Source organism: Pseudomonas tremae (assembly GCF_001401155.1).
Lineage (GTDB): Bacteria > Pseudomonadota > Gammaproteobacteria > Pseudomonadales > Pseudomonadaceae > Aquipseudomonas > Aquipseudomonas tremae.
Genome location: NZ_LJRO01000192.1, coordinates 64,556 through 80,281 on the forward strand (window position 1 = coordinate 64,556; position 15,726 = coordinate 80,281).

The 15,726-nt window shown below is 49.5% G+C and carries 9 protein-coding genes; 4 read left to right on the forward strand and 5 right to left on the reverse strand.

Annotated elements, in window-relative coordinates; all coding sequences use genetic code 11:
* Positions 1 to 58: 58 nt before the first annotated feature.
* From ALO43_RS13520 to ALO43_RS13535, 4 genes are read left to right on the forward strand one after another with little or no spacing between them, the layout of a single operon-like run.
* Positions 59 to 1,321, forward strand: coding sequence for a site-specific integrase (locus ALO43_RS13520; protein ID WP_054997655.1), 1,263 nt, complete (start codon positions 59 to 61; stop codon positions 1,319 to 1,321).
* Positions 1,321 to 2,910 (forward strand): site-specific integrase, encoded by a 1,590-nt coding sequence (locus ALO43_RS13525; protein WP_054997656.1) that lies wholly within the window; start codon positions 1,321 to 1,323, stop codon positions 2,908 to 2,910. Before ALO43_RS13520 ends, ALO43_RS13525 begins: the two co-directional genes overlap by 1 nt.
* Complete coding sequence (locus ALO43_RS13530; RefSeq protein ID WP_054997657.1) at positions 2,903 to 5,137, forward strand: hypothetical protein; 2,235 nt, start codon at positions 2,903 to 2,905, stop codon at positions 5,135 to 5,137. Before ALO43_RS13525 ends, ALO43_RS13530 begins: the two co-directional genes overlap by 8 nt.
* Positions 5,138 to 5,139: 2 nt before the next feature.
* On the forward strand, positions 5,140 to 5,538 hold the full coding sequence (locus tag ALO43_RS13535; RefSeq protein ID WP_054997658.1) for a hypothetical protein: 399 nt from the start codon (positions 5,140 to 5,142) through the stop codon (positions 5,536 to 5,538).
* A gap of 192 nt (positions 5,539 to 5,730) precedes the next feature.
* Here ALO43_RS13535 and ALO43_RS13540 read toward each other — a convergent pair whose 3' ends face one another.
* From ALO43_RS13540 to ALO43_RS13560, 5 genes are read right to left on the reverse strand one after another with little or no spacing between them, the layout of a single operon-like run.
* Positions 5,731 to 7,731 carry a hypothetical protein gene (locus ALO43_RS13540; RefSeq protein WP_054997659.1) on the reverse strand — a complete coding sequence of 667 codons (2,001 nt, stop codon included), beginning with the start codon at positions 7,729 to 7,731 and terminating at the stop codon, positions 5,731 to 5,733.
* A gap of 2 nt (positions 7,732 to 7,733) precedes the next feature.
* The gene (locus tag ALO43_RS13545) at positions 7,734 to 10,154 is read right to left on the reverse strand and encodes a sensor histidine kinase (protein ID WP_054997660.1); all 2,421 of its coding nucleotides are present in this window, start codon (positions 10,152 to 10,154) and stop codon (positions 7,734 to 7,736) included.
* Positions 10,155 to 10,169: 15 nt separating this feature from the next.
* A complete protein-coding gene (locus tag ALO43_RS13550) occupies positions 10,170 to 10,997 on the reverse strand; it encodes a phosphoadenosine phosphosulfate reductase family protein (RefSeq protein WP_054997661.1) in 828 nt (275 codons plus the stop codon).
* Positions 10,975 to 14,433 carry a hypothetical protein gene (locus ALO43_RS13555; RefSeq protein ID WP_054997662.1) on the reverse strand — a complete coding sequence of 1,153 codons (3,459 nt, stop codon included), beginning with the start codon at positions 14,431 to 14,433 and terminating at the stop codon, positions 10,975 to 10,977. The genes ALO43_RS13550 and ALO43_RS13555 overlap by 23 nt, the downstream gene beginning before the upstream one ends.
* Positions 14,426 to 15,331, reverse strand: coding sequence for a DUF4007 family protein (locus tag ALO43_RS13560; protein ID WP_054997663.1), 906 nt, complete (start codon positions 15,329 to 15,331; stop codon positions 14,426 to 14,428). The genes ALO43_RS13555 and ALO43_RS13560 overlap by 8 nt, the downstream gene beginning before the upstream one ends.
* Positions 15,332 to 15,726 lie beyond the last annotated feature (395 nt).

Below are 15,726 nucleotides of genomic sequence, written 5' to 3' on the forward strand. Positions count from 1 at the left end.
CTGACCGTCCGATACCCCTGACTATACTTAGAAAAGTTATGTTTTATGAGGGAGCTACATGGGTTTCCAGGTCATAGAGCAGGTGGTGAATGCTGCTCGAAGAAAGCTGTTGGTGCAAGACTACATTCCTGCGTACTACCCCAACCTATACATCACCATGGAGCACTCGGGCAGAGCCCTCGAAACAACCAAGAAGTACCTTGAGCATCTGGCTGTGTTTGAGGAGTTTCTGGCGTTTTCCTCCATTGATCTGATTTCTCACCTCGAACAGCGCCCTCACAGCAGGTACCTGACAGACAGTGAGCTTTCCAGGTTTGTGTCGGACGCGGGGTTCAGCAAGCAAACCTTGGCCATGAAATATGCGGGGATGCGTTTGCATCCGACTGCCTACAAATCCGTTGGCAAGGTCCACGCACAGCAGCGAATCGAGGCTGTACGCGACTATCTAGCCTTTCTCTATGACAAGCTGGGTGATCACTCAACACGATATGAGGCGGTTGACGATCTGAAGAAGCGCATCAACCGCAAGATCAAAGCGGCCAGACCTGCGTGGAAAAAAACGCGAACGAAAGAAATGAAGGGGCTTACGAGTCAAGAGCGAACTCGATTGCTGGAAATCATGCATCCAGATCACGCCGAGAACCCCTTTTCAGATGAAGCCATCAGACTGCGTAACTACATCATTTTGCTGCTGGGCCTCGACATGGGGCTGCGACGCTCCGAGATGCTGCTGATCAAGACTAGCGATATTCACTGGCACAGTCGTCAACTAGCGGTGGTCAACCTTGAGGATGAGAGCCTCGATCCACGAACGATGGCCCCGCAATTCAAAACCAACGAGCGCATGCTGGTGATGACCGATGACTTGTATGACGCAATAACTGAGTACGAATCGAAATATCGCCACAGAAAGCTCCGTAGCGGTGCATCGCTAGCGAGAAGGCATCCGTTTTTGCTGGTGGCGCACAAGCGAAATGAGGGCGGACCTCTGACCATCAAGGCAGTGGATGGCGTTCTGTCCAGAGTCCGCGAAATAGCGCCGGAACTGGCTCATGTGCACCCGCATATTCTGAGGCATGACGCGGTTTGCACGATGCTGGAAAGCATGCGTGAGGAACTTGCACTGCTCACGCCGGAGGACCGCATCACTCAAGTCCAAAAGACCCTAACCTGGATGTTCGGCTGGAGTCCCGACTCGAACATGCCCGGCCACTACGGCGCGAAATTCTGGAAGGAAGAGGCAGACAAAGCAATTCAGAAACGGGCCGAGCGGTTTACGGCCAGCCGTCAGAAAGCCGACACGACACGAGGAGGTTCATAGTGAACATTCCCGTCGAAGCTCTTCAGGCACCAAAGCAGAGCACCCTAGATGCGTGGCTGAACACGCCTCGCCTGGCGAAATGTGGGGAGGTGTTCACGCCCGCTGACCCCATGTGGAAACCGGATAAGTCGACTAGTGATTCAGTTAACTGGAAAGCGGCTATTGCCTGCGTCTCGCCGGACTGGCGGCCTTGGTTGCACGCCGCCCTGGTGTACCGAATGGGCGATGTGGCAGCGCGCACGGTTGCTAACACTGCCAGTGTGTTGTCGCGGGCTGCTCAGGCTGGGCTTGACCCGCTCAACGAGGATCAACTGATCGCACTGCGGGAGCGCTTTAGCGATAAAGAGTTTAGTGTCATGGCCTCCTTCATAGCGTTTTGGCACGATTGCGAATCCCTCGAACAGCGCCCGTCGCAATCCCTGATCGATGCCTACAAGGAATTGCCCAGGAAAAAGAATTCCAGCAACGATGTGATCCTTAGCCTAGACCCCGAAGAAGGCCCGCTCACACAGGTCGAGCAGGACGCGCTGCATCAATGGATACATGAGCAGTTCTGTCACGGGCAGTTAGATTTCGAGCAGTACATTTACCTGCGCATGTTGATGATTTACGGACAGCGTGGCTATCAGGTGCGAATGATGGTTTTTGGTGACTTCACGGAGAGCGAGGTCAAGTTTCATTGGGCAAAGCAAAAAGGCGACGAGGCGGGTTGGCGAAAAAAATCCGAAAGATTTAGGCTGGATGAGGACCTCTACAACACAGTGCAGGCCTACAAGGCAATGATTCTGGCGCAACTTTGGCAAACGTACCCAAGCGGTGTCGATTGGAATGTAGCCATCCAGAATGTGCCGCTCTTTCGTAAGAAGCTGGATCGTGATGCAGCAGAAGCTTGGAAACGGCGGTGGAATCCCCCTGTGTTGCTCGATAGCCCCCTTCAAAAAGCCCTCGAAGACGCGCCGCAGCCCCTCTTTCATGTCGGATCAGGCACGGTCAAGCAATGGCTTCGTCACATCGAGCGGATGGAGAGTTTTCCAATTTCGCCTCGCACCCATCAGCCGCTGAAAGTGACGGGGCACCGGTTCAGGCACACCCTCGGCACGGACCTTTCCAATGCGGGGCTGAGTGAGTTTGCGATAGCCCGCGCATTGATGCATAGCGATACTCGAACAGTGCGAAAGTACCGCGCCGTGTCGACGGAGTTGCTGGCGTTGATCGACGCGAAGATGAACAACCATATGGCCTTGATTGTGAATGCGTTCACCGGGATCATCGTCACAGATCTCACCTCAGCCATAAACGGGGATCGAGCGGATCGCCTAATCGAGGATGTGGCAGTGTGCGGTGCCACGACCGCCTGCCTTCTCGATGCGCCGTATACCTGTTATGCATGCGGAAAATTCCAGCCCCTTTTGCACGCCAATCACCGCGAGGTCCTTGAGCGATTGGAGCGTCGCCGGGAGCAAACCATTGCCACGGATAAAACGACCGGCGTGCTATGGGATCGGGCCATTCTCGCTTGCCGAAAGGTTATTCTGGATTGCGAGGCCATGCGCCGATCATCGGACTCAAGGGCACAGAAGAATGACTGAAGCGTTTGATTCTGAACCGCCGAATAACATTGTTGATTTTAATCCCAAGAGCCAGCTGGATGCGGAGGCTCACCTCGTGGCGTTTATCGAATGGGCAAAAAACACTCTGCCCAAAGGCATTCCCAATCGAGTGAACGCGAGTATTCGCTGGGAAGACGGCAGTTGGCACCCGCATGGCCTCTCAAGCTGTAGCTTCACGGCGCTCGGATCGACCTTATCTGCCCGAAAGACGATGCAGGCACCCTTCACGGAATTTACCAAAGCCATACTGGTGTACCGAAGGGTGTATTTGCAGAAAAAGGGGATGAGTGACTGGATGAACGCTCTTAGGGGGCTGGAAGTCGCCCTGTTCGAGTTGACCGGCACGCTGGATGTGACGCGGGTGTCCGCCGCTGTCTGTAATAATGCGTGCGAGCACATGAGACGTCACTGGACGAAAGGAAACACCGCATACGTTTACAGTAAGTCACTTGAGGCCATCATCGCCCTGATGCTGGCCAAAAAACTGCTCAAGTCGGATTTCCGGTGGACATCTCCGCTGAGGCAGAGCCAGAGAGGCACGCTCAAGCAGCAAAGAGAGGATCGGGAAAAGAAGCTGCCTAACCCTGAAGCGATCAGAGCCCTCGGGGAAGTGTTCACAAACGAATTGACCAGCCACCTCGACATCGTAGTGACATCCGCCTGTGCGCTGTTACTGAGTGTACCCAGTCGCGTGGGTGAATTGGCGGATCTTCCATTGAATTTCCTGCTATTCAAAGAGGATGCCCAGGGCAATCGGCGCATGTTCCTGCGCTGGTACGCGGAAAAGATGAACCAGATGACGGCGAAGCCCGTCGTTATCCCTGAGATGGAGCCGGTCGTCGAGCGGGTCATCATGTTACTGAAACCGATCACCGATGAAGCGCGGGCTTACGCCGCCTGGCTGGAAGACCATCCCGATGAGTTCCCCCCCCACGCAGGAGTGCCACCCAAGGGAGCTGATGAACCGCTCACATACGTCGAAGCTTGTGCCGCGCTGAAACTCGCCGCTCATAAGGGGCACGCGCGATCAGTATTCAATGTCAAGTTACTGAAAAGCCTTGAGAAGCAAAAGGCGTTGAGCCCCGCCGTCCGAGCGCTCTTGGCCGAGATCCGTGACGGGTGGGATTCCAGCAAAGGGAAGAGAATACATGTTAAGGGAAAGCTTGGGGTCCAGGGTTGGGAGTTTGACGACCGATGTGTGATCACGCTACGCAGACTCAATATGCTGTTGCGGGAGAAGTATCTTCCAAAGGATTTTCCATACACCACGCCGTACACGGAGGGCAAAGCTCGGTTGAAGTACCGTGATGCGTTGTTCACCATGCGCACGGGAGCACTGGCTGGAGACTCAGGTACATCTGGTGCGCAACACGGGTTTGGCGTGGAGATCGCGGCGAGCACTGGCCGAATGAATGCGCAGTTAGGAGGTAGTAACAACCCAGCAGTGAAAAGCCTGTTCGAACGCTATGGTTACCCCGGCGTCAAGGTCAACACGCATGCGTTTCGGCACGAATTGAACACGCAGATGCGCAAGGCCGGTCTGTCGCAGCTCTTGATTGATGCTTTCTCCGGGCGCTCGTCGATGGGATCGGTCTACAACCATGAAACAGTCGAGGAACGCACCCAAGGGGTTGCGGATTATCACCCCAAAACGAAGCACGGCACCGCTGCCCTGCGTCTGGACAAGGTTAAAACCAATCAGCCTCTGAGTCTTGCAGATGTAAGGGAACTGCGCGAGGGTGAGCAGGATCGCATTATCCATCAAACCCATCTCGGCGTTTGTGTGCACAACTTTGCTTCCGAGCCCTGCCCGAAAATGGGCGCCTGCTTGGACTGCGGGCGGCTCGGATGCGTCAAAGGGGATGACGTGAAGCTTGGCAACCTTAAGGAAGAACGCGACGATCTTAAACGACGCCTCGATAAAGCCCTGGATGCGCAGTCTCGGGACGTGTTTGGGGCATCGGAGTGGGCCAAGAAACTGGGTGAGAAGCTCTTTAAGTGCGAGGAGCTCATCCAAATGCTGGAAAACCCCGGACTCGAAAAGGGTGCCATTGTGTGGAACGCTGATAACGGTTGGACGCTGACCAAGAACGCCGTCGCAATGTCAGGTCTGATCGCAGTCAAAGTCATTGAAGAGCACCCAGCGCAAGAGGCGTTATCATCGTTAGATGACGTCTTGGCTTTGCTGAATGAGATTGAGGGTTAAAGATGGGGCATTTAACGCCAAAGGATGAGAAGCGCATCATAAAGCTGATTGAGGAATGGTCAGAGCCGAAGCTGACCTGGCCTTTGCTCGTTGAGGCCTGCAAACAAAAACTGGGTATCAGTCGTGCTCGCCAGTCGCTGATGAATCTACCTGCCGTGGATTTAGCGATGAAGAACTGCAAGGCGGCATTGAAGGCTCAGAAGCTTAAGCCTGGCTGGATTAGCGATATTCAGGCAGCCAACGAGCACATTGAGAAAGTGACAGCGTCCAACCAGAAGCTGTTAGCCGCTGTTCGAGATATGCATAGCCGATTTTTGATCTGGCAAGCCAATGCAGATATGCACGGGCTAACGCAATCAATGTTGGAGCGGCCGGTTTCACAGCTTCAGAAGAGGACCTGATCTCATTTGAAAGATAACTACCTTACCCAATGCAGGCGCCTATGCGCGGTTCCGCACGTACGGATTTGTGCGGGGGATGACTGCTATTCGTGCCGCAACCAGAATTTTAGCCCAACAAAAATAAGCGCCGCTGAGCAGCCTTTTTTATCGAGCTAATCATACTCTTCCACTTAAGCTTCATAGAATATAATTTCAAATATCAACATTATCTTTATGGAACTGTATAGATGGTAAAAATGTAATCTGCACTCTAGGAGATGGAATATTTTTTTCTACACGAGGCAGATCTTTCAAAACTATCAGTACGCCATTTGGAATTGATTGAACCTTGTCCTCCCCCAACTCCGTAATTGGTTCTCTCGAAAAGCCGTCTATCATGCCCTCTTTAAACTTTACAAGAGTACTGAATGACTCAACGCTTTTCAGAGCTGCAGAAATATCGGTTACGTTCTTTATTAAGCCGTTTGGAAATCCCTCTTTCAATAGCATTTCACTCAGACGATCTGATAACCAACGATGAAGTTCCCCAGAAAAAAGCAGTCGTTGCTTGATTGAGCTAGCGATTTTTTCGCTGCGCAGCACGGCCAAGACAGAACTATTATTCAAACTAACAAAATAATCAGAAAGTTCAGACTTTGCAGAAAACACTCGAATTTCAACAGCACCAAAAAAAACACGATAACCTGGAACAATTGGGACGCCAATACGGCCTAATTGATGAAGCGCTGTGTGCTGAACCTCTAAAGCATAAATTTCGTTAAGTCGCCCCAAATAGGAGAAGCCCAACTCTTTACTTAACGTTTTTTGATCGACGGTAAGGAGATTTTTATTCCCCCACTCGATCTGGGTAAACTTTTCGCCATTTCTTATTAAGATATCACCATCAGAACCCATCTGTTTTATTGTAGCGCGCAGCAGTTCAATCTCAGTAGGTTCGACTTGTCGCCCGCTACCTTGAACACATAACACCTGGCCATTTGTAATTTTTCCTTGTAACAAATCACAAGTTTGGGATATAACCATTAAAAAAGTTGCATCCGGCGCATTGACGATAGCTTCCTTTCCACTACCGTTAGATGTTTTTGATGACAGCTTTACAAAAAGATCGCCAAAACGAATTTGTCTTTGCTTGTTCTTATTCCTAAAAAGTTCCCCTGATGCAGGTTTAACAGAGGAAAAATCAGAAAACAAATTAGACACGTTTTGCGTTGGCTCACAGTGCCCTAGCAATACCTCATAGCTTTCCGGTGGAAGATCCATAGACTTCTCGGCCAGTGTGATATCTTTCTGGATTGAGGCGGTCAAAAGCTGACCCGAGAGCCACCCCAAATAGTCAGACAAAGGTTCTTTCTCTGTGACCAATTGAGCAGTATAAAGAGTAGCTAAGTCCTCCAGTTCCAGCCCTTCAATTTGCTCAAGGAGATTGTGCGCAGCTGACGAGATAGCTCTCTCAAGGCTGACATGAACACTTCTAAATTTCTTTAATTCACCCTCCTGAAGAGAAAATGTATCTACGGCATCAGAAAACTCTGCTTCTGCCGTTAACTTTCTTACAAACCGAAAAAAACCTCCAGGAGTTGAAGAACTTTTGCGAAAGTTATAAGCATCATTCTCCGCTAAATTAGGAAGACTAGAGATAAGGATTACGAAAGGATGAGTACAGCCTTCCTCTTGTTTTGCGCGAGTGATTACTGATTTTAAGAATGCAATACTTTCCGCAACCTTTCCTTCAATATCATCCGGCACCTCATTACTAAGAAGGTAATCTATAATTATTAATGAAACATCTGTTTCAACAAGATCTAAATCTGGAAGAGCAGGTGTTTTCACCACGCTCCACCCTTTACTTTTTAAAATCCTTTCAATTTTAGACAAAGGCTTATGATGCTGGCTAAGCTCTTCAACCAAATCAGAAAAAACGTGCTTAACTAGCTGGTTCTTTGATGGTGACTTATTGCGTATACTCCAGAATCTCAGAATCTCTTCTGGTTTAGAGGTAAGAGGTTCAAAGTATAAGCGTCCTGAAGGTTCACCATCCAGTCCGAACTGCTCATCAAACCAAACTCTGGTCTCAACATTATCCTTTAGAAATCTTCGCAACTGCACAGTTTGTTTCTGGAAATCAGAAACAGTAGGGCGTGCAAAAGCATCATCGATAAACAATGCTTTTCTTTTCAACTTCCTTGTAGCCATTTTTATTTGCTCTCAAATCCAAATACAAAACCAGCATGAGTATCTCGAGAATCTGCTTTAATAAGTGATACCGAGATATTATTTTCAGCGCACAAGTTTTTTACTATATACAATCCGATCCCACGACCTGACGGCTTTTTACTAAAAAAGGGATCGAAAACTTTCTCGCCATCGGCTTTTCTTATACCAGGCCCGTTATCTCTAAAAATAATTTCTCGCGCATTAACATCGACTAAGATTTCTATACAGGGCAAATAGGTATTTTTTTCACCATTAGCCTCAAGAAGCATCGCGCTGTGGTGTGTTAACCAATAGACTGAATTGGATATCAAATTTTCAAAAATTTGATACATCTGGCCTTGAACGACCGTAGCAAAAAAATGGCTAGGCTCTTCAAATGAAACGTTAATCTCATGCCTCTCAAACTGAGAACTATGGGCCTCCAATAAAGTTTGTATTACCTGTACAACGTCCGTACTTTCTTTTCTCTGTCTCCCAGGAGTGCTAACCGGATCGAGTATCCTCAAACGCTTTTCAAGTGTTTTAAGCTGAGCATTTAATGACTGTAAAGATGGAGGAAGCTTATTAAAATTCACCTTATTGAGGTCGGCTAACGTTGAACGAGTCATCCGATTAAGCTCATGAACTACGAACTCCATGAGCATTCCAGCGCCAGCAAGATGAAGGTAGACATCCGACTGATCTTGCTGCTTTCGAATCGTAGTTTTAGCTTTAGACCAAGCTGCTTCTAACTCCTCTACGTAGCCGCGAAGAGCGTGCACTGTTTTCTCTTCATCTGGAAGCTGCCTTGCTAACTCACGAAGTTGAGCCCTAGCGTCTTTGGAGCTTTCTTTAACCTTATTATCTATCTCCTTTATACTGGACATAGACCTGGAGGTACTTTTTAGCTCATATTTTTTAACAAGGGCTCCGAGCTCTTTCCATATTACATATTGAAGGCATTGAACAAGTTTTTTTTGCTCTGGTGAGTCACAAAGACCTTGTCTGTTGGTTTGATCTTTCAGAAAAGGGTTATCTCGTGAACTAATTTTCACTCGACCGACAAATTGGCCTCGGTTGAGCTTAAAAGAACGCTGCTTGAGAGCTTTCTGATCCAGCTGAAGCCAGTCGTCATCGGGATCTGCATAAGGATAAACTCGATAGCCATCCCTGTACATTAACAAGCCACCGGCCCACTGAGAGAGCCACTCACCAAACTCGTTGTATTTCTCGGTAGGTAGCTCCCTCCTCTTTCTCTGCCTATTAAACCAGTAACCGACAGCGCTAAACTCGCCTAACGTTTGGATCCCCGCAAATCGTGCTGGGCCATTTTCCGTACCGCCCTTATACAAAGGCTGATCTATATCTGCAAGAAGGCTATATAAATCATCACCTGCAGAATATATCTCCCCAGAATCGATCAACTCGTCCTCAACATTCTGGCCATCCTTTTCTGGAACTCTGAACTTTGCGATGCCTTTAATAACAGGCTCTCTCACTCCATTGTTGTCTCTATAGGAAAAATCAATCTTAAAATACCCGTGCCATCCGGCCAGCCAATCCGGATTCATTTCCTCGATCACATCGACATCTTTTCCATTAAAGCTAATTCTTAAATCGAGTACAGATGCCTCAAGATCAAAAGGGTCTTGAAGCTTAGACAGTTCGGATTTAGAAACTTGGGAAACTCTTTGGAATGACCAATCACTTCGTATGTCACTAATTCGAATTAGAGTGCCATTGGGTTTTACACTGTTCTTCTTCTTGCCTTTTTCAGCCTTTACACTAAACGCACCGAGATCGAGGTCAATATTATCACCAAGTATCTTCCAGTCTACGAACAGATTCGACCAATTAGTGTCTTTTTTTGTGCCAGTAATTAGCTCTAACTTCTCTCCGAGTCGCATCGCGGAAAGTCTACCGATTCCTTTTTCACCTAATATAGGACGCTTTCCCTCGGAATCTTCGCCCACTAGCCGCTCGCTTGCTCTATGCGGCGTACCTATGGTCAAGAAATTTTTATCTAAGTCAGCGTGTGTCATCCCGCTTCCCCAGTCCTCCACCTCAATATAAGAGTGCTGACAATAAAAATCCCTAAGAGCGACTAAAGAATCAGTACGATTAAGCCCTGACAGCTTCTGCACCAACGACTCTCGAATAGCAAGAGGTGTACTTGGTTCAAAAAAACGGGTTAGATTACTTATAAGCAGCGTATCGGGAATAAAATCTTCCTGTCCATTTTTGATACTAGATATAAGAGCCTGATATCCAGAAGCGGTTAATGCGACGTTTATACGCACTTCAATTTTTGGAGTCCCGGCATCTATGGAGTTTTTAATCAGCTCGTAAAGTGCTACTCCATCAGAACTGATAAGCTCTGCTCCTAGCTCCAGCAAGACTCTAGCCTTCACTTTGAATGACATATTACATTCCTTCGTCTAAAGCGAGCATACCAAGCATCCCTGATCATCATCGTCATCTGGAGCCTCAGTTGAGTCAAGCTCGGAAAAAACCGCAATCAGTGTTGAATTATCCTTCCGCTGAGCCATTCTTTCCACGCGAAGCGCATGATCACGCTTAATCTGAGCCATACGCTCCGGTTGTTCAAGCTCCGCAAGGCTTTCACCTTGGCTCCAAGTAAAGAAGTTACCTGTTTTTTCAAAGGGCACTTCATATTCTTTAGCTTTCTCGTACAAATCGGGATGTGTTTCTTTTAACTTCACCCACTCGATTTTTTGCTGATAGAAGCAAAAGTAGCATCCAGAGCGGGTTCTTCCCCATTTCGTGTAAGGGGGCATCCCAACCCCAGAAACTCGTAGAATCTCTTCAATATCGCGCAGGATTAGCCCGTCCTCCTGGAACGGGTACACAGCTTCGATATTTGTCTTATGGCTGATGTACCCCGTGCGGTTTTCATCAGCACGGAGCCCAACGTAGTTGATTATTGGTTGGTCGCCGCAGAAATCCTCAAAAGGCTTAAGCTTGAGCATCTTCGTGCACCAACGACGATGATTGGAGGGAATCATCCCTCCATACATGTCATACCAGTGATCGAAGCCTAGGTCAGCGTTCAAACGATGCAACGGCTTCCCGAGGTAATTTTCCAGACGCTGCAGATAGTCATACGTCTCTGGTAACTCTTTGCCGGTATCGCTGAAGATGTATTCCATTTCTGGCACACGATCTCGCATGTAAATCGCCAGCGCTGCGCTGTCCTTGCCCCCTGAGAGGCTAAGGATATGTCTAACCTGCGGTTCGTTGCTCATCGCTTAGCTCATTCTCATCGTGTTCAGTGGAGCCCTGCTGCAATTGCAGCAACGCTTGAGCAAGGGCTGAAGCGGCCAAATTCAAATTGCCGCCCACTTGCTTAGTGAGAGTCTCTAGCAGGCCATTAGCCATGATCTTGGTCTCATGATCAGAGGTCAATAGCATCGCTGCTTCTTCGCCGCTGGGGAGAGTCAAAGTCACCCCGACGAAGCGTTGCGCTTGACGCTCAAACTCGCCTTTACGCATAGCTACCCTAAGCCAGCGCTTGTAGCGCCCGCATAGCTCAAGAACGGACTCCGCAAATATCGGAGCGTCACTGTCTTTCCAGATATCTAAGGGTCTATGAACGACAACACTCGCAATGGAATCCATCCACTTGTCGTCAGTCAAGGTGATGTCCGAACAGCGCATGATGAAGGCTTTAAGATCTACCTCGGCAAGAGACTGCGCAGTATCAGCGCACTCTTCCTGGAGCTGCGATCGAAGGGCCTTCAGAGGGCCTGTGATCTCAAAAGCCTGCGCCATGGAAAAGCTAACCTCATCCTGCAACCGTCGGTATGCCATACCAAGCTCAGTGAGGCTTTTCGCCAGCAGATCGGGGAAGCTACTAGCGTCCTTCCCCTTCCCAGCCTTCACCACGCGCGGCATATCAACGGCGAGCAACGAAACTGGGTCGGTTGCTCTTTTAATTACGTCGCGAAGGGCTTTGGTTTGGTTTGTAAGTCGCAGTGTCTCTTGCGAATATTGCGGAAGACGCCCGTACCAGCGGATCAGCTCCCGCGCAGCATCCAGGTAAGATGCGTTCAACCCCAACTGCACACCTACCGCTCCAAATGCCTTTGCATAATCTTTGATCAGGTCTTTGCGCTCTGCTGCAATGTCGAAGCGGCGGAAGCTAAAGGTGTGAGGGCTTCTGAACATCCGTTGCTGATGATCGGAGGTCAACTCTAGGATCAGACTTCCTCGTTCGAAAATCGCGCACGATTCCTTGTTAACAAGAAGGTAAACCATGAACCACACGCTGGCCGGCCCACTTCGGACCCCTAGCGGCGGAAGTGCCAGACTGGAAATGACCTCAGCAAAAGTGACCTGCCCGTCAATCATCAGTTGCTTATCAAGCTCCGCCCAAACTTTACGTATGCCGGCAGGAGAATTACCGTCCGGTGCCGTTAACAACCAACGGCCGCCAGCCCCTTTCTGATGCAGTCCAGTGGATTGAAGCAGAGAGCTGTAGAGCAATCGTTCGGGTGGGAAGTCGACGATACCTAGCAGCTCTGAATCAACCTTTTTATCCAGCAGGTCAAATAGACGCTGCCGAGCTGCATTGATTGCAGATGAAGGCTTCTCTTTGTTGATCAATTCGTTATTGATCGTCGGAGCCGCCTCGTAAACCTTATCGAACAGCCAAGAGGCGGCTTGACTAAGGTTCATTGCTCCGCTATCGGCGATCACCTTGCCTTTATGCCAATACTGCATACCGGAGGACCCTTTTGCTTGCCGGTTCAGCAATGCCAAGACCAGTCGGCTAACACTTTCACGTGCCGTACTGAACCTCGACTCGACATAACGCTCAGTCCAGGGATCTAAATGACTAAGCTTGACCTGGTCATGAACCATCAACCAGCGGGAGTATTCAATGAGAGCATTTCGCTCATCCGGACCGACTTTGACAATTGCGGTAAGCGATAAAACGTCGTCAGTAGAGCGAGCTACCTCTTCAGCAGCACCGACTAAAGCAGACGATTCGGCGTCTGCGAATATCAGCCCCACACTGCCATCATGGCGACCATGAACACCGATCGACTGCGCAATTCTATCCGACGTGCCTGCAGTCACTCTTACCGAGCGGATTGTTCCTGTCTGCTGATAGTGACGACTTGCAATAACGCTTCTTTCAGATAGGGCTTGTGAAACGCCATTGAACATCAGTTCATCAGCAGAGCGCTGCATCGTTTCCTCGTATAAAGCCTCGACGTTGATAGCGTGACTGACGGCAAAACCATAATCATGACTCGCAGGACGATGTACTAGGATTCTTTTGGCAGTTAGCTCACTCAAAGCTTCGGAGATAGCTCCAAGGTCTTCCCCCATAGCAAATCTAAGGAGCTCAACGGTCAACACCACATGGAGGACTTGAGCGACCAGCTCGATGACCGCAATCGACTTGAGTAATTCAAGCTGTAACGCCGTCATCTCCGCGTCATTACGCTCTACGACAGAGCGAGCGAAATCCCAGCGTCGCTCAGCTTCAAGATCACGGAAGCGAAGCCCTACCCCTGTCGTGAGGTAGTCAAAAAGCTCGCTCATTCCATACCAAGAAGAATGATCGACAATATTACGCTCCGCGAAGTCTCTCAGTGCTCCGGACTCATATCCACGCATGAATGCGTGAAATGAACGCTCGCTCTGACCAAATCGCTTAGATATGACCGCTAAGCAAGCCAGAGCTGCTGGGTGCAATGGGTACAGGCGCTCTGCCTGAGAGAACAGCTCACTCTCACCAGTTCCGCGGAAAAAGTTGAAATCAATTGCTTGCTTGTAGATGCTCCGGGCATCTTTTTTCAGGGTAACCGACTCAGTAATGGTTTCATCCGCGCCTAGGGCATGAAGAGCGAAATGCGCATACCGCTCGACCGGCTCATCAAAAGGCACTTCATCGAAGCGTGCTGAGACCTTATGCCACTCATCGGAAAGTGTCCGACCTACACCTGTGGCATAAGCATCAAAGTGCTGGTGCAGCATTGATATGACTAGTAGACCATCGTCCTTAGGATGAGATGCGACCTCAGCGATTTGCTGCAAAGACATCAAATCGCCGGCTTCCGGATTTAGAGCTGCGTACTCGATGAATTTGCCAAGCTCGTCAATCAGCAATAGGACACCGGAACATCCAGCACCTTTGGTGATTAGAACAAAGTCATTCAGCAATCTACTCGTCGCTGCGTTAAGGGGTACGTCACGATAGGTCTGAGCTTTCGTATCCAACTGGCGCTTAAGCTCAGTAGCCAGCTTGTTTTTTGGCAGGTGCTCAAGTGCGTCAAGAATAGACTGTGCTAACGCGTCACCCAACGATACGCGCGAACCGCTTATTGCCAGTGCAAAGCGATTTTGCCCTTGTGGGAAAAGCTCAGCGACTTCTGTAGAGGCCTCAATGAGCTGTTTGTAAATTGCATGAGAGCTCTTTTGCCCTTCTAACAAACGGGCTAGCAGCAACCCTAACGCCGACTTACCACTGCCATAGGGCCCAATGAGTTTCCAGGCGCGTTGTGCGCTTCCCGACTTCAACGCACCGCCAATCTGGCGAAGCACTGCCAAGACAGCAGGAGTGATCAGATAACTATCGAGCGAATCTTGTGACCGCAAATCTCTAGTCAGCGAAATGGAGCGCAGGAATTTGGAGTCCAGCTCAAGGTGATCTATCAGTCGATCAGACATTCGATTCTTCTCCCACACCCAGCAAGCAATCAGCCCAAGAGGGCGCGAAAGTTGTATCCAGAATAATTTGCTGGGTATCAGCGGTATCAATAAATCGCACAACACCACCAAACTCTTTTTCTACACCTTCTATCAAGCTACTCACTTGAAAGTTATCCAACCTGAAAACGCTACCGGGACTGAATTCACCATGAACAATTTTGGTGAGACTGAGAGAGTTGGTATTTTGACGCTCGAAGTAATCAATCAAGGAAAAAAGGAAAACTCTTGGAGACAGACCTAAGGGCGCATTTCTACCTACCAGATAAACAGTTCTGCCGTCGTCGGCAGTGACCTCTTCAAAAAGTCCCAAATCTTGCAGTGGGCACCACGAGGTATCATCACCTGCAGACTCTTCCCGCTTGTACGAATGCAGGAAAATGCTTGAATGCTGCTCAAGAGTGGAGACCGCCAGCTTTTTGTTGCTAGCGGATGCCTGATCCACGAGACCCGCGATGAGAGTCTTTCGATCAAAACGGGAATACATTGCGCTCCCGAAGACCAAGTTCCAAACTGCAATCTCCGCGTGAGATGAAATCCACCAGTGAAGCAGCCAAAGCGACTCAGGCTGTTCGAGGAAAGGGTCCCAACCATCTTTCGAAAGCAGCAAGCTTCCAATCGGGCCGGATTGCAGGCCAGAAGAATCGCGACCATCGACTATCCCGAAAGCCTCACCCCAGAATTGAATCGACTTGACCATGTTGCGGCCAATGCCCAACGTAATCGTCGCCTGAGCTTCATCTTTCAGCGCAAGGGGATTGTTGATAATTGCTTGATGTAGCTTTGGCAGCCATCCGTAACGGCAAACGAAGGACTCATGTCCCGAGAAGCGCTCATCTCGTCGTTGAATACTCGACATCAACCTTTCCTCCCTGGTGCCAATTTCTCCGAAGCAGCTTGGTCGTTGCTCTGAGCTGCAGGCTCGATAATGATGCGTTTCGTGGCGGCATCAAAGTAGATATCTACTTGGTCGCCTTCGTGTAGGCCGGCATTCCTCAGCAATTGCTCGCTAAGCGAAACGCGCCCTAGCTTCTGGATCCTGCGGGTGTCAAACAAAACCTTCATCCTACTTACCCCAAGCCTCGTGGCAGGCTTTATCAATACTCGTATGATACTTTATTGAGAGACCTAACACAGGGGGAGCGCCTCCTAAAGGTGCTCATTTCCCCTGTCTTTTGTCCGTTAGGCCAGTCTCGTCCTCAGGCTTGGCACCATTGCCACTGATAGCTGACTTGGCAGCAGGTCACGCGGTCG

What these genes read in the sequence shown, in the direction of transcription:
- ALO43_RS13520 (WP_054997655.1), top strand. Translation starts at nt 59, where the DNA reads ATGGGTTTCCAGGTCATAGAGCAGGTGGTGAATGCTGCTCGAAGAAAG.
- ALO43_RS13530 (WP_054997657.1), top strand. Translation starts at nt 2,903, where the DNA reads ATGACTGAAGCGTTTGATTCTGAACCGCCGAATAACATTGTTGATTTT.
- ALO43_RS13535 (WP_054997658.1), top strand. Translation starts at nt 5,140, where the DNA reads ATGGGGCATTTAACGCCAAAGGATGAGAAGCGCATCATAAAGCTGATT.
- ALO43_RS13540 (WP_054997659.1), bottom strand. Translation starts at nt 7,731, where the DNA reads ATGGCTACAAGGAAGTTGAAAAGAAAAGCATTGTTTATCGATGATGCT.
- ALO43_RS13545 (WP_054997660.1), bottom strand. Translation starts at nt 10,154, where the DNA reads ATGTCATTCAAAGTGAAGGCTAGAGTCTTGCTGGAGCTAGGAGCAGAG.
- ALO43_RS13550 (WP_054997661.1), bottom strand. Translation starts at nt 10,997, where the DNA reads ATGAGCAACGAACCGCAGGTTAGACATATCCTTAGCCTCTCAGGGGGC.
- ALO43_RS13555 (WP_054997662.1), bottom strand. Translation starts at nt 14,433, where the DNA reads ATGTCTGATCGACTGATAGATCACCTTGAGCTGGACTCCAAATTCCTG.
- ALO43_RS13560 (WP_054997663.1), bottom strand. Translation starts at nt 15,331, where the DNA reads ATGTCGAGTATTCAACGACGAGATGAGCGCTTCTCGGGACATGAGTCC.